The organism is Maricaulis sp., from assembly GCF_017642925.1.
Taxonomy (GTDB): domain Bacteria; phylum Pseudomonadota; class Alphaproteobacteria; order Caulobacterales; family Maricaulaceae; genus Maricaulis.
The window spans coordinates 118714-132648 of record NZ_JAEPOL010000007.1; the positions used below are offsets into that span (position 1 = coordinate 118714).

The 13935-nt window shown below is 63.8% G+C and carries 13 protein-coding genes; 7 read left to right on the forward strand and 6 right to left on the reverse strand.

Translation table 11 applies throughout. From position 1 onward, the window contains the following. Window positions 1–52: 52 nt before the first annotated feature. From JJ918_RS07660 to JJ918_RS07680, 5 genes are all read right to left on the reverse strand, one after another. The gene (locus tag JJ918_RS07660; protein ID WP_291885396.1) at window positions 53–1045 is read right to left on the reverse strand and encodes an aldo/keto reductase; all 993 of its coding nucleotides are present in this window, start codon (window positions 1043–1045) and stop codon (window positions 53–55) included. Window positions 1046–1187: 142 nt separating this feature from the next. Next, a complete protein-coding gene (locus JJ918_RS07665; protein ID WP_291885399.1) occupies window positions 1188–1763 on the reverse strand; it encodes a TetR/AcrR family transcriptional regulator in 576 nt (191 codons plus the stop codon). 53 nt (window positions 1764–1816) lie between these two features. Then, window positions 1817–2761, reverse strand: coding sequence for a thioredoxin-disulfide reductase (gene trxB / locus JJ918_RS07670; protein ID WP_291885401.1), 945 nt, complete (start codon window positions 2759–2761; stop codon window positions 1817–1819). 126 nt (window positions 2762–2887) lie between these two features. Next, on the reverse strand, window positions 2888–3325 hold the full coding sequence (locus JJ918_RS07675) for a sulfur transferase domain-containing protein (protein ID WP_291885404.1): 438 nt from the start codon (window positions 3323–3325) through the stop codon (window positions 2888–2890). Window positions 3326–3336: 11 nt separating this feature from the next. Beyond that, complete coding sequence (locus JJ918_RS07680) at window positions 3337–4278, reverse strand: mitochondrial fission ELM1 family protein (protein WP_291885407.1); 942 nt, start codon at window positions 4276–4278, stop codon at window positions 3337–3339. Window positions 4279–4387: 109 nt separating this feature from the next. Here JJ918_RS07680 and JJ918_RS07685 point away from each other — a divergent pair, with 109 nt between their 5' ends. The 7 genes from JJ918_RS07685 (at window position 4388) to JJ918_RS07715 (ending at window position 13394) form a co-directional block, all read left to right on the forward strand. Further along, entirely contained in the window at window positions 4388–4783 is a 396-nt protein-coding gene (locus JJ918_RS07685; protein ID WP_271188172.1) for a BlaI/MecI/CopY family transcriptional regulator, read from the forward strand. Continuing rightward, window positions 4780–6918, forward strand: coding sequence for a peptidoglycan DD-metalloendopeptidase family protein (locus JJ918_RS07690; protein ID WP_291885411.1), 2139 nt, complete (start codon window positions 4780–4782; stop codon window positions 6916–6918). The genes JJ918_RS07685 and JJ918_RS07690 overlap by 4 nt, the downstream gene beginning before the upstream one ends. Window positions 6919–6990: 72 nt before the next feature. After that, window positions 6991–7566 (forward strand): murein hydrolase activator EnvC, encoded by a 576-nt coding sequence (locus JJ918_RS07695; RefSeq protein ID WP_291885413.1) that lies wholly within the window; start codon window positions 6991–6993, stop codon window positions 7564–7566. A 105-nt stretch (window positions 7567–7671) separates the two neighbouring features. After that, window positions 7672–8793, forward strand: coding sequence for a PepSY domain-containing protein (locus JJ918_RS07700; RefSeq protein WP_291885416.1), 1122 nt, complete (start codon window positions 7672–7674; stop codon window positions 8791–8793). After that, window positions 8790–8987: a hypothetical protein gene (locus JJ918_RS07705; RefSeq protein ID WP_291885420.1), complete on the forward strand. Its 198-nt coding sequence runs from the start codon at window positions 8790–8792 to the stop codon at window positions 8985–8987. The genes JJ918_RS07700 and JJ918_RS07705 overlap by 4 nt, the downstream gene beginning before the upstream one ends. A 52-nt stretch (window positions 8988–9039) precedes the next feature. Continuing rightward, the gene (locus JJ918_RS07710) at window positions 9040–11160 is read left to right on the forward strand and encodes a TonB-dependent siderophore receptor (RefSeq protein ID WP_291885423.1); all 2121 of its coding nucleotides are present in this window, start codon (window positions 9040–9042) and stop codon (window positions 11158–11160) included. 1154 nt (window positions 11161–12314) lie between these two features. Then, entirely contained in the window at window positions 12315–13394 is a 1080-nt protein-coding gene (locus JJ918_RS07715) for a hypothetical protein (RefSeq protein ID WP_291885426.1), read from the forward strand. A gap of 61 nt (window positions 13395–13455) precedes the next feature. On the opposite strand, the gene greA is transcribed toward JJ918_RS07715, so the two are convergent. Beyond that, complete coding sequence (gene greA / locus JJ918_RS07720; RefSeq protein WP_291885429.1) at window positions 13456–13932, reverse strand: transcription elongation factor GreA; 477 nt, start codon at window positions 13930–13932, stop codon at window positions 13456–13458. Window positions 13933–13935 lie beyond the last annotated feature (3 nt).

Sequence of the window (13935 nt, forward strand, 5' to 3'; positions counted from 1 at the left end):
CGCGCGCTTCCCCCTTTTTACACACGCGTGTGCAACCGTTAAGAGGGATGCGTCAGGCGTTGATATTCGCCATGCGGGCTTCGGGGTAACGGCCGCCTTTCACATCGTCCGCCAGGCGGTCGAGGCGTTCGGTCTGGGCCTCGCTCAGCTCCACGGCTCCTGCGCCGAGATTGATTTCCAGATTGGCAAGCTTCGTGGTGCCCGGGATGGACAGGATGTCGTCGCCGCGGGCGAGCACCCAGGCCAGTGCGACCTGCGAAGGATGCGCGCCGACTTCGCCGGCCACCGTCTTCACCTCCTCGACGAGGGCGAGATTCGCTTCGAATGCGCCTTCCGCAAAGCGCGGCTGGTGGGCGCCTTGGCGGAAGTCATGCTCGGCCGGTTTGTGGTCGCGGGTGTAACGGCCTGTCAGCAAGCCCCGGCCGAGTGGCGAATAGGCGACAAGCGAGGCGCCGATCTCCCGCACGGCCGGCAGCGGCCCGTCCTCGATATCGCGGCTGAAGATGGAATATTCCGACTGCAGCGCGCTGATCGGATGGACCGCATTGGCCCGGCGCAGCGTCTCGGCAGACGCTTCGGACAGGCCGAGCGCTCGGACCTTGCCTTCCTCGACCAGTTTCGCCATCGCGCCGACGGTTTCCTCAATCGGGCGCTTGAGATCGATCCGGTGCAGGTAGTAGAGATCGACATGATCGGTCTTGAGGAATTGCAGCGACTCCTCGATGGCGCTGCGCATATTGGCTTCAGACCCGTCGACATCCAGGAAGGCGCCGGTTTCCTTGTCGCGCACGGGGCCGAACTTGGTGGCGATCACCACCTTGTCGCGGCGATCGTGGAAGGCTTCGCCCAGCAGGCGTTCATTGGCACCCATGCCGTAAAGCTGGGCGGTGTCGAAGTGATTGACGCCGGCGTCGATGGCAGCGTGCAGCAGGGCAACGCCGTCGCGCGTGTTGACGGCGGGGCCGTAGAATTCCGACAGGCCCATACAGCCAAGGCCGATCGGGTTTACGAAAATGCCGGAATGTCCGATTTCGCGTGTCTGCATGATGGTCTCCCCTGGTGGAGATGAGGTTTGATGGATCGTGAGGCAGCGCAAGTGCGTGTAAATGACGTGAGCGCTCACTCACATATGGGGCGCCCGATGAGAACGCGCAAGCCCTGCCGGTCGTCATAACGGTTCAGGTAGTCTAGCGGTTCAGGCGCCAGGAGTCCCAGGCGGTCTCGATTGCCATGTCGATTTCGGAGGCCGTCCAGTCGCGACCGGCATTGGCCTGTTTGAGCATCGAAACCATGGGCGGGAAGAAGAAGGCGGTCAGCACGGTACCGGGAATATCCTTGATCTCGCCGTGGGCCTGGCCGTCCTCGATCAGCGTGCGGATATGGCGCACGAAACCGTCATGGATCGGCGTGCTGTCGCGGTCCGACAGCGGATATTCCGAAAAGCGCTGGCCATAGGTGAAGGCGGCCGGATCGGCCCGGTAGGCATTCCAGACGCCGCGCCACAATTGCCGGAACCGGTCCCGGAAACTTCCCGAATCATCGGTCTCCGCCATGACGCTGCGGTAGACGGCTTCCTTGATGCCCGAATAGACCGCGACGAACAGGGCGTCCTTGCTGTCGAAATGCCGGTAGAGCGTGCCCTCGGCCACGCCCGCACGTTTCGCGATGGCCGCTGTTGTCGCAGCGGAGAAACCGTCTTCGGCGACGAGTTCCAGCGCCGACCGCATCAGCTTGTCGCGAGTGGAGGCGAGCGGAGCGTTCATGGAGGCAGCAGGCGCGATCGGGGCTCAAAAGTCCAGAGCCCCGACAGGGCGGCCTATTCCTGCGAGGCCAGATAGCGTTCCGCCTCGAGTGCCGCCATGCAGCCCATACCGGCCGCCGTGACGGCCTGGCGATAGACGTCGTCGGTCACGTCGCCGGCGGCAAACACGCCCGGAATGGAGGTTTTCGGTGTGCCCGGCTCGACGACGAGATAGCCGCCATCCTTGGTTTCCAGCTGATCGACGAACAGCTCGGTGGCGGGCGCGTGACCGATCGCCACGAAGAAGCCGTGCGCGGGGATGTCGGTCGTCTCGCCGGTATTGACGTTCTTCACGCGAACGGCCGTGACGCCCAGCGGATCCTCGTCGCCCAGCACTTCCTCGACCACTGAATCCCACACCACCTCGATCTTCTCGTGCTTGAACAGCCGGTCCTGCATCACCTTTTCGGCGCGCAGGCTGTCGCGGCGGTGTACCAGGGTGACCTTGGAGGCGAAATTGGTCAGGAACAGCGCTTCCTCGACCGCCGTATTGCCACCGCCCACGACCACGACTTCCTTGCCGCGATAGAAGAAACCGTCGCAGGTTGCACAGGCCGACACGCCGAAGCCCTGGAATTTCTGCTCGCTCTCAATGCCCAGCCACTTGGCCTGGGCGCCGGTCGCGATGATGACGCTGTCTGCGGTATAGGTCGTGCCGCTATCGCCCTTGAGCACGAAGGGACGGGTTTTCAGGTCGGCCTCGACGATGATGTCGGAAATCATCTCTGTGCCGACCTTCTCGGCCTGCTCGCGCATCTGCTCCATCAGCCAGGGGCCCTGGATGACATCGGCGAAGCCCGGATAGTTCTCAACATCCGTGGTGATGGTCAGCTGGCCGCCCGGCTGCAGGCCCGCGATCAGGACCGGTTTCAGCATGGCGCGGGCAGCATAGATGGCAGCCGTATAACCGGCGGCGCCGGAGCCGATGATGATCAGGCGTTCGTGACGCGTGTCGGACATGGAAAAACCTCTGGTCAGTCTTGCGGGCAGGCCAGTGCCGCTGTGTCTCTTGGATGTAATCGGACCCCTATATAGAGAGTCCCGCCGGACGTGCACGCCTCTCCTGCTGCAGACCGGCCATGCAGGTCAAAGCGGAAGCAGGGCCTGCACCAGCGCCATGTCGCGGCTGCCCGGCCAGCCCATTGTCTCGAATACGGTTTCCGGCGCCTCATCGGTCTGGATCAGCCAGGCGGCATAGAGGTGGGCCGAGCGGGTGCCGCTGCGGCAATGCAGGACGATCCCGCTATCCGGATGGGCTGCCAGCAGGGCGCCCAGCCGCACGGTCAGTTCCGGCGACGCGCCCCAGGGGCCGCCGATCGGCAGCTCGACATATTGCATGCCCCGGCTCGCGACAGCGTCGGCGAGGTCGAAGGGCAGGGCGGCAGTCTCTTCCGGCGTGCGCGAATTGACGACCAGCGCCACACCGTCTTCGGCCCAGTTGTCGAGATCGGCTTCGCGGGGCTGGCTGGCCAGCGCGATATGGCCGTGCCGGCACACGACCGGGTCGTTGGAAAGGAAAGACATGAAAGGGAACCTCATTGCGGTGCGGGCTGCCACCGGTCGATGACGGCGTGCGCCATGCGGCGCGTCTCGTCCAGGGGCGGGTAGGTCCAGGTTTCAAGTGTGCCGAGGAAGGGACGCAGCGCGCCCTGTGCGGCCAACGCTGCGTGCAGACGCGAGAACTTGCCCGGTTTGCCGTCCATCGCCAGCAGGTAGACCGGCTTTCCGGTCGTGGCCGCTTCCAGGATCATGTTGGTGGATTCTTCGGTGACGAAGATCCAGTCGGCGGCGGCCAGGAAGGCGAAATAGGGATTGTCGCCCTCGCCATCGAAGAACCAGACACGCGGATCGGTGCCGAAGCGTTCGGCGAGCCGTTTGCGGATCGCGTCGGGCGTGCGCCGCGACACGGTCGCCATGACGCCGACGCCCTGGTCCAGCAGGCCGGCGATCCGCTCTTCCAGATAGCGGCCGATCTTCGGTGTCATGCGGTAGCGCTTGGAGGCGCCGCCGATCAGCACGGCGGCCCGCGGTGCCGGCAGCGCATCGATCTCGTTTGTGAACCAGGCTCTGGCTTCGTCGAGCTGTGACGCTGCGATGCGGTTGGGCGAGCCGATCATCGACAGCGCATTGTCCCGGCGCAGCCGGTCATGCGCGGGCGCCACGATCAGGTCGAAGCTCGAATAGCGGCCGCGCGGATCCTGGACGTAAACAAAGAAGCAGTCCGGAAAGACACGGCGATGGCGCCGCGCCTCGGCGATGGCAGCGCGTCCGCAACCGATCCACAGATCGGGGTGCGAGTTGGCGGGCAGGGTGACGAAACCGTCCTTGCGTACCGTCACGCGCTCGATCCGCGTCGGTGTGCCCAGTTCGCGCGCGACGGCTTCGGCCAGGCCGAGTGCCTGGTTCTCGATGCCGCGGCGGCCGTCCGAGACGACCCAGATGGTCAATGGCGCAAGTGTGGAAGACGGTTCGGACATGTTCCGACTTAGACGGCGCAGGCGGGATCGCGTCAAGGCCGGTTGACGGGCTGCGCTACACGTGTAACAACGTGCGACATATGTAGCGCGACAAGGCTGGAGTAACCGCATGTCTGCATCACCGCCCTCCCAGGCCGAGCTGGCCGTTCTCAAGCATCTCTGGAATGCCGGGCCGCAGAGCGCCCGCGAGGTGCAGGACGCAATCTCGGCCGATACCGGCTGGTCCTACTCCACCACGCGCACGCTGCTGACACGGATGACCGAGAAGGGGCTCATCCGTCGCAAGGACGTGCACGGCCTGTCGGTGTTCACGGCGAAGGTCGAGAAGGTCTCGATGATGAGCCGGATGATCCGCGAGTTCGCGGCTAATGTCCTGGACATGGACGGCCCGCTGCCCGGTACCGCTTTCGCGTCGAGCCGCCTGTTCAGCGAGGAGGAGGCCGCCGCGCTGACCCGCCTGCTCGAACAGGCCGATGAAGCGGAGCGCGGGGAGGACGAGGCATGATCGGCGGATTGATTGATGCGCTCCTCATCGGCGGTGCTCTGTCGCTGGTTGCCGGCGGCGCGGCTTGGGTGCTGGCCCGCCTGCAGCGGCGCGGTGAGGCGGATACAGACATCGCACTATGGCGCACGGCACGGCTTGTAGCCCTGCTGCCGGTACCGCTGGCGGCCATGATCTATGCTGTGCCGCAGACCGTGACCACCGGCGGCGCAGCGCTGGTTTTCGAGCCGCAATTTACCGAAGTGACAGGTCCGTTGCCGCTTGCGGTCGAGGCGGGCGGGTTGGTACTTCCGGCGCTGCCATCGCTGACGCAAACCGTTCTGGCGCTCTATCTGGCGGGTCTGTTGGTCAGCCTGGGACTGGCGGGCCTGCGCCACCTGGCGCGGCGTCGCATGATCGCGGCCAGCCGCCCGGCCAGCCGCGAGGAACGCCGGCCGCTCGAGGCGCTTGCCGAGGACATCGGCGTGCGTGCGCCGGAGATGCGGGTCGGGCCCGACACGGCTTCGCCCATCCTGACCGGCTGGCGCGGTGTCGTGCTGGTTCCGGCGGCGATGCTGGCGCGCGCCGACGCGCTGCGCTTTGCCCTGGCCCACGAGCTGACCCATCTGCGCCGCGGCGACGAGCGGGATCGCCTGGTCGGTGCCGCGCTGATTGCACTCTTCTGGTTCAACCTGCCGCTCCGCTGGATCGAGCGGGAGCTTAATGCGGCGCGGGAAATCGCCTGCGACCGCGACACGCTGGAGGCGCTGGGGGGCGCACGGCGCAAGGCCTATGCGGCCGCGCTGATCGAAACCATGCGGATCGCGGCGCCGCCGGCGTCTGCTTTCGGCCCTCACGACAGGAGACATCGTGAAATGCGGATCAAGGCCATCATGACTTCAACCGCCAGCCGGCGCGGCCGCGCGGCCTGGCTGGCTGCCACAATCCTCGCTGCCGGACTGCCGGTCGCCGGTGCCCAGGCGCTGATCACCGAACGGCGCGTCGTCGCCGAGCCGGCCGAGCATGTCGCGCCCGAACAGGACGCGCAGGCGCCGATACAGACCGCCTTCGCGGCCCAGCAGGACGAGGACTGGCAGGCCTCCATCGGCCAGCTCTCTGCAATCGTCGATGCGCCCGAGAGTTCAGCTCATGACCGGGCGACTGCGCTGCAGATGCGCGGCCGGGCGCACTATGAACTCGGGCAGGTCGAGGCGGCGATTGCCGATTGGCAAAGCGCGATCGACACGGGCGCCATGGATGAAGATGGCAACCGTAATATGCGCATCAATATCAGCCAGCTGATGATCGCCAATGGCGATGCCGAGGCCGGCGCGGAAGCGCTTGAGGCTGCGCTCGGCGAGGATGAGCCCGATCTGCGCTTCATGCGGATGTTGGCCCAGGCCTATGGCCAGGCCGGCCGCTTCGAGGACGGTCTGGGTTATGCCCGGGCGGTCTATTCCGACGATCCGGCCGAGGGCAATTTCCACCTGCTCTACTATTATCTCCAGGAATTGGGGATGGAACAGGACCTGGCTGAACTGACGGCGTTGCAGGAAGAGCGCGGGACGTCCGGCGAACCCAAGATCAATCGCCGCGAGGCCCCGGTCGCACCGGTGGTGGCCGAGCCCTCGCCCGAGCCGCATCCGGCGCCGCGTGTAGAGCCGGCCTCCGAGCCCAGCCCGGTGCGCCAGGTCCGTCCGGCCCCGCAGGCCGAACCCCGCGCCGAGCCGCGTCCTGTCATGGCCCCGGCCCCGTCGCTGACCCACCGCGTTGCCCATGGCCGGATCAGCAGCCGCTATGGCGATCGTCCGGCCCGTCCGGCGGGCGCCCAGCAATTCCATCATGGCGTCGATATCGCGGCCGAGCGCGGCACGCCGATCGTGGCACCGGGACCGGGCGTTGTCGTTCATGCCGCGGCCGGGTTCAACGGTGAGGCCGCCTGGGGCAATACCGTCGCGATCGATCACGGCAATGGCTGGCAGACGGTCTATGCCCATATGGAAGGGTTTGACGTCTCGGTCGGCGACCGCGTGTCGTCCGGCCAGCAGATCGGCCGTGTCGGCTCCACCGGCCGCTCGACCGGACCCCACGTCCATGTCGAGCTGCACCAGAACGGCCAGCGGATCGATCCGGCCGAGTATCTTCCGGGCTTGCGCTAGCGTCCGGTCTGCACGCCGTGCTGTCATGGTGTAGGATGTGCTACATCATGGCAGCATGGATAGGACATAGGGATGCCATTGGCGCATCATTCATGTCACACAGTTTTACTCGGCACGCTGGGCCTGCTGGCGGCCTGCGCGCAGACACCGCGGCCCAATGAGACAGAGGCGACGTTTCCGGCCGGGATCGCCGTGCCCGGCGCGGAAACCGGGGAAGCCGCGCCCGCGGCAGCGGCGGGGAGTGTCCTGTTCAGCTATCCCGTCGTGTCCGGCATCGTCTATTCCGGGTTCGGCGCCGCGCGCAGCAGCGGTCGGTATCATTCCGGCATCGACATCTCCACGCAGTACGGAACCCCGGTCCGGGCGGCCGGCGCCGGCGAGGTGATCCATGCCGGTTTCGGCTATCAGGGATCGGCAGCCTGGGGGCGTACGGTCGTGATCGATCACGGCCAGGGCTGGGTTACGCTCTATGCCCATCTCTCGGCCGTCCATGTAGCAACCGGCGACCATCTCGACGGTGGCGAGCATATCGGCGATGTCGGCACGAGCGGCAATGCGACCGGACCCCATCTGCATATCGAAGTGCGGCAGGACGGGATTGCCCGCGATCCCTCGCGGCATATTCCGGGCATTGGCAGCGGTTCCTGAAGCCCTGCGACAGGATGGCGCTGTGCGCGCTTGCTTGCTGCGCGGGCCTGAGTACAGTATGCGGAATGCGACTTAGTTGCATTCTCCGGCGGTGCCCAGGCGCGTATGTCCCAATCCACCATCCAGATCTGGTCCTGGCTGCACAAATGGTCGAGCCTGGTGTGCACGCTCTTCCTGCTGATGCTGTGCGTCACCGGTCTGCCGCTGATCTTCCATCACGAGATCGAACACCTCACAGGTGAGGAGTACGTCATGCCGGACCTGCCCGGCGATGACGGGCTGGAAAGTCTCGACACGGTGCTTGCCGAAGCGCTGGCCTCGCGGCCCGGCGAGGTCGGCCTGTTCATGAGTTTCGACGAGGACCGGCCGGTGGTGAATGTCACCTCGGGCCCGGCCTATGACGCGCCGGAACGGCAGATGACGCTGATGTCGCTGGACTGGCGCTCGGCGGATTTTGTGCCGCCGCCGGTGGAAGAGGGGATCATGGCGGTGATCCTCCAGCTGCATATCGACATGTTCCTGGGCCTGCCGGGAAAGTTCTTCCTGGGAGCGATGGGCGCGCTCTTTGTCGTCGCCATCGCGTCCGGCGTGGTGCTCTACGCCCCCTTCATGCGCAAGCATGATTTCGGCACGCTGCGGGTGTCCAGAAGCCGCCGGGTGAAATGGCTCGACTGGCACAATCTCCTCGGCATCGTCACCCTGGCCTGGGCGAGCGTGGTCGGGCTGACGGGCGTCATCAATGCCTTCTCCGAACCGATTACCGCGACATGGCAGGCGACCCAGCTGGGCGAGATGACGGCAGGCTATCGCGAAGCCGAACCGCCAGCCGAGCTGGGCTCGATCCAGGGCGCGATCGATGCGGTGACGACAGCGGCGCCGGGCATGCGGGTGCAGTTCGTGGCCTTCCCGGGCGGGCTCTACTCAACCGATCATCACTATGCCGTCTTCCTGCAGGGCGCGACGCCGCTGACCAAGCGCCTGCTGACGGTCGGCCTGGTGGACGCGGTGACCGGCGAGCTGACCGATATCCGCCCCATGCCCTGGTACATGCAGGCGCTGTTGCTCTCCCAGCCGCTGCATTTCGGCGATTATGGCGGGCTGCCGATGAAAATCCTCTGGGCGCTGCTCGATCTGGTGACGATCGTCGTGCTCGGCTCGGGCGTCTATCTGTGGCTTGCCCGCCGCAAGCGGCCGGTGCGCACGCTGATGGCGGAGGCCGAGGCATGAGCCGCGCTGCCGCCCCGCCCCGCCGCCGCAGCCTCGGCGCGATCTTTGTCATGCCTGCGCTGATCGGCCTGTTGAGCCTGATCGGTCTTGTCAGTGCGCTGGCCGGTGACGGTTTCAGCGACGTCCTCTCCTGGGCCGGCCTCGCCATGCCCCTGATCGCCATCGTCTGGGCCCGGGCCCGGCGGCGGCAATGACCTCTCCAAAGCAAACAACCTCCCCCAAGAAGAAGACAGAAAGCTCACACCCATGACCTTCCGCTCCCTCTGCCTCGCCGCGACCGCCATCGGTGCCGTTGCCGCAGCGCCCGCTTTCGCCCAGACCGCCGATGAGGATGTCATCGTCGTCACGGCGCCGGACTATGTGCCGCTCGGCTCGGAAGAAGCCAACAAGACCGGCATGCCGCTGATCGAGACGCCGCAATCGGTCTCGCTGATCTCGCGCGACCAGATCGACCTGCTCGACTGGAACAATCTCTCCCAGACCGTGCGCTATGTGGCCGGTGTGACGGGCGAGAATTACGGCCCGGACATGCGCGTCGACTGGCTGACCATGCGCGGCTTCGAACCGGTGCAATTCCTGGACGGCACGCGCGGCTCGATCGGCTCGATCGCCAATACCGGCCTCGATCTCTATGGCGCGGAAGACGTGCGCATCCTGCGCGGCCCGTCGGCAGCGCTCTACGGCCTCACCCCGCCGGGCGGCCTGGTCGATATCGTCTCGCGCCGTCCGCGTGAGGAATTCGGCGGCGAGATCGGTGTGGAAGTCGGCAATCAGGATCTCTGGCAGATCAATGGCGACGTCACCGGCGCCCTGTCGGACACGGTCTCGGCGCGCCTGACGGGTCTCTACCGCGAAGGCGGCAGCCAGACGCGCGGTGTCGATACCGACCGCACCTATATCGCGCCGGCCCTGACCTGGCAGGCCTCGCCGCGCACCACGCTGACCCTGCTGGCCTATTATCAGGATGACGGCATCTATGGCGACGGCATGGGCTTTTTCCCGTCCCAGGGCACGCTGACGCCCAATCCGAACGGGCCGATCCCAGTCGACGCCAATCTGGGCGAGACCAGCTATAACCGTTTCGAGCGCGAGCATTACGGCGTCGGCTACGAGTTCTCCCACGAATTCGAGGGCGGCATCACGCTCACCCAGAACCTGAAATACACGGATCTGGAATCCATCCAGCGCGGCATTGGCGGCAATGGTTTTGTCGATGCCGACTTCGACGGCACGCCGGACGATTACCGCACGGTGAGCCGCTATTCCTTCTCCTTCGACGAGGATGTCGACACGCTGTCGGTGGATACGCGGCTGGCGGGCACCTTCACCACCGGCGCGATCGAGCACGATCTGACCGGCGGTCTGGACTGGCGCGAATACGACTATATCGGCGCCTCGGCCTTCTCCTTCGCCGGCATCCCGACCATCGACATCTATAATCCGGTCTACGGCCACACCATCGCCGACCTGCCGACCGCGCCCTTCGACAGCACCCTGCAGCAGCAGACCGGTCTCTACCTCGTCGACCAGGCGCGGCTGGACAACTGGATCGCCACGCTGACCGTGCGCCATGACTGGGTGAAGACCGAACAGCGCCTGGCCGGTATCGACCATGACGATGACGACACGTCCTGGACGGCGGGCCTGGCCTACCGGTTCGACAATGGTCTCGTGCCCTACGTCTCCTGGGCGAGCAGCTTCCAGCCGGCGGCCGGTTCCGACCGCAATGGCGTGGCCTTCGACCCGACGCGCGGCGAACAGGTGGAAGCCGGTGTGAAATACCAGCCGGATCTGGGGCCGGACACGCGTGTCCTCGCGACGGCGGCGGTCTATCGCCTGGTGCAGGACAATGTGCTGACGCCGGATCCGCAGAACGCCGCGGGCGAGAGCTTCCAGGTGCAGACCGGTGAAGTGGAAGTCTCCGGCTTCGAGGTCGAATTCGTCGGCCGCTTCCGCGAGCGTCTGAGCCTCAATGCCGCCCTGACCTGGACTGACAGCGAAGTCACCCGCTCCAACGGTCCGGACCTGGGCGCCGAACTGCCGGTCGTGCCCAGCTTCCAGGCCTCCGCCCTGGCCGACTACACGATCCAGGAAGGCCGGCTTGCCGGTCTCGGCGCCTCGCTGGGCGCGCGCTTCATGGCTGAAAGCGCCGGCAATCTGCCGTCCGCCTTCACGCCGGAAGTCTACACCAACCCGTCCGTCACCCTGTTCGACGGTTCGGTGCATTATGACTATGCCGACTGGCGTGTGGCGGTCTCCGGCTCGAACTTGTTCGACGAGACCTATGTCGCGCGCTGCTATTCTGCCGTGAACTGCTTCTACGGCGCTCCGCGCACCGTGCGCGCCAGCGTGACGCGGCGGTTCTGACAAGACGTTGCTGCAAGCGCGTCACCTCTCGCCGTGTGCGTGAGGTGACGCGCACCGGACCGTCATTCCGGCGAAAGCCCGGCCTTGTGATCTGGGTCCTGACTTTCGTCAGGATGACGGTTTGTGGGGGAGGCTTTCTTCCCCATTTCTTGAGGAAGTGGGGCGATGCGGCGTCCGGCTGAGCCCCTGAGGTGGAATTCCGGCATGTGGTTGTAAGGGGGTGGAGCGGGAGGGCCCGCGTCTTTCACCAACCGCGCGTTTCTCCCGGCACGCTCCGAACCGTCATTCCGGCGAAAGCCGGAACCCAGGTCGCAGAGCGAGGCGGGGCCTTTCCTGGAAGAGGCAGGCCATATGATCTGGGTCCTGACTTTCGTCAGGATGACGGTTTGTGGGGTGGCGTCTTTCTTTCCCATTTCATGGGGAAGTGGGTCGATGCGGTACCCCTGGTCCGGCTGAACCCCTGAGGCGGAATTCCGGCATGTGGTTCAAGGGGGTGGAGCGGGAGGGCCCGCGTCTTTCACCAACCGCGCGTTTTTCCCGGCAGGCACCGAACCGTCATTCCGGCGAAAGCCGGAACCCAGGTCGCAGAGCGAGGCGGGGCCTTTCCTGGAAGAAGCGGGCCATATGATCTGGGTCCTGACTTTCGTCAGGATGACGGTTTGTAGGGGTGGCGCTTTTTCTTTCCCATTTCATGAGGACGTGGGGCGATGCGGCGCCCTTGACCCGGCTGAACCTCTGAGGCGGAATTCCGGCATGTGGTTGTAAGGTGATGGAGCGGGAGGGCCCGCGTCTTTCACCAACCGCGCGTTGCTCCCGGCACGCTCCGAACCGTCATTCCGGCGAAAGCCGGAACCCAGATCGCAGAGCGAGGCGGGGCCTTTCCTGGAAGAAGCGGGCCATATGATCTGGGTCCTGACTTTCGTCAGGATGACGGTTTGAGGGGTGGCGTCCTTCTTCCCCATATCGTGGGGAAGTGGGCCGATGCGCAGCATCGGGTCGATGGGGGCCGCCGCAGGCGGCATTCCGCTTTCGCTGCGCGCCAGTGCTCTGTGACCAATGACTTCCGCGGCAGCGGCACTTCTAGCGGCAATCAAGGTCTTTCGACGAGACGGTAGGTGAAGGCATGATTGGTTTCGCGCTCACCGTTGGTGTGTATGCGTTTGCAACGAAAGGGTGCTTTGTTGCATGGTTTACCAAGTCGGCATCCGATGCGGGGTGCCAATAATTTCCATTCAGCTACGCTGGGTGAAGTGCGAGGTGCTGTTGTGGGTGAATCTGTTGAATGTCCTATCTGCGAAGGTCGCTTCTTTGGACGTTGTTACGAGCACTCCTCGGATATTGATGGAAGAGCGTTCGAGTGTGATGCCTGTGGACGGTTTACTCTATCGCGAACAGCTTTGAGCGTGCGTGTGAGGAGTCTGAATTCAGTTGAAAGAGCTGCGATATCGCACCGTATTCAGATCGCGCAGTCTGAAAACTATATTCCCAGAATAACAACGAGTTGGTTTGACGACGATAGTGTGGAACTTCGTCTACCTTCTCCGATCGAAAGGGCTAGGAATTTAATTGAAGTTGTGGGTTTGCACGTTCTTTCAAACGGTAGCCATCTATCTGAATTGAGCCCAAGAGACTTTTCAAAAATTGGTTTCTTCGATTTCTTAGATGCAGAAAATATTTTTCGAGAAACTAGTTCAAGGAATCTTTTAAAAGGCCAACTAGTACCTGATTCAGATGGAGATTTTTATCATCTATCAGAGTTGAATTTAACTCTAGATGGTTGGGAGGAATTTGAAGAATTGCGCTCGGGGCTTCGAGCTGGGAAATACGCGTTTGTAGCAATGAAATTTGGAGATCTAGAACTTGAAGTCCTTGTGTCTACGTTTGTAAAACCGAAGGTTCTTTCAGAATTGGGATACCAAGTCGTAGACCTACGGGACGTTGCTAGAGCGGGTATAATTGACAATTTGCTCAGAGAACAAATTCGTGATGCGGCATTTGTGATTGTCGACTTAACGCACGACAATTCTGGGGCCTATTGGGAGGCTGGTTATGCTGAGGGGTTGGGAAAACCAGTAGTGTACATTTGCGAAAGTGCAAAATTTGATGCCGCCAAGACACATTTTGACACCAATCACTGTATGACAGTTGTGTGGTCGAAAGGAAAAGAGGAGGAATTCTCGAGATCGCTAATCGCGACCATTCGAAGATCCCTCGGGTTGTTTCCGACACAATAGCTTGAACAAAGAACGATGTAATCAGGGGCGGGCTACGTCTTAAAATGGTGACGCGAAACGCCTAGCCGCCCCAGCTCACATTCATGATCTCGTAGCTCTTCAGGCCGCCCGGGGCGTTGACCTCGATGACGTCGCCCACCTCCTTGTTTATCATCGCGCGGGCGATGGGGGAGGAGATGGAGATCTTGCCGGACTTCACGTCGGATTCGTCGTCGCCGACGATCTGGTACGTGGCTTCCTCTTCGGTGTCCTCGTCCAGCACCGTGACGGTCGCACCGAACTTCACCGTGTCACCCGACATCTTGGCGATATCGATCACCTGGGCGCGCGCCAGCTTGTCCTCGAGTTCCTGGACCCGGCCCTCGATATAGCCCTGGCGTTCCTTGGCCGCGTGATACTCGGCGTTTTCCGACAGGTCGCCGTGCTCGCGCGCTTCGGAAATCGCGGCGATCACCGCCGGACGTTCGACGGATTTGAGATGTTTCAGCTCTTCGTCGAGGGCTTTATGCCCGGCGACGGTCATCGGGATCTTGTTCATACG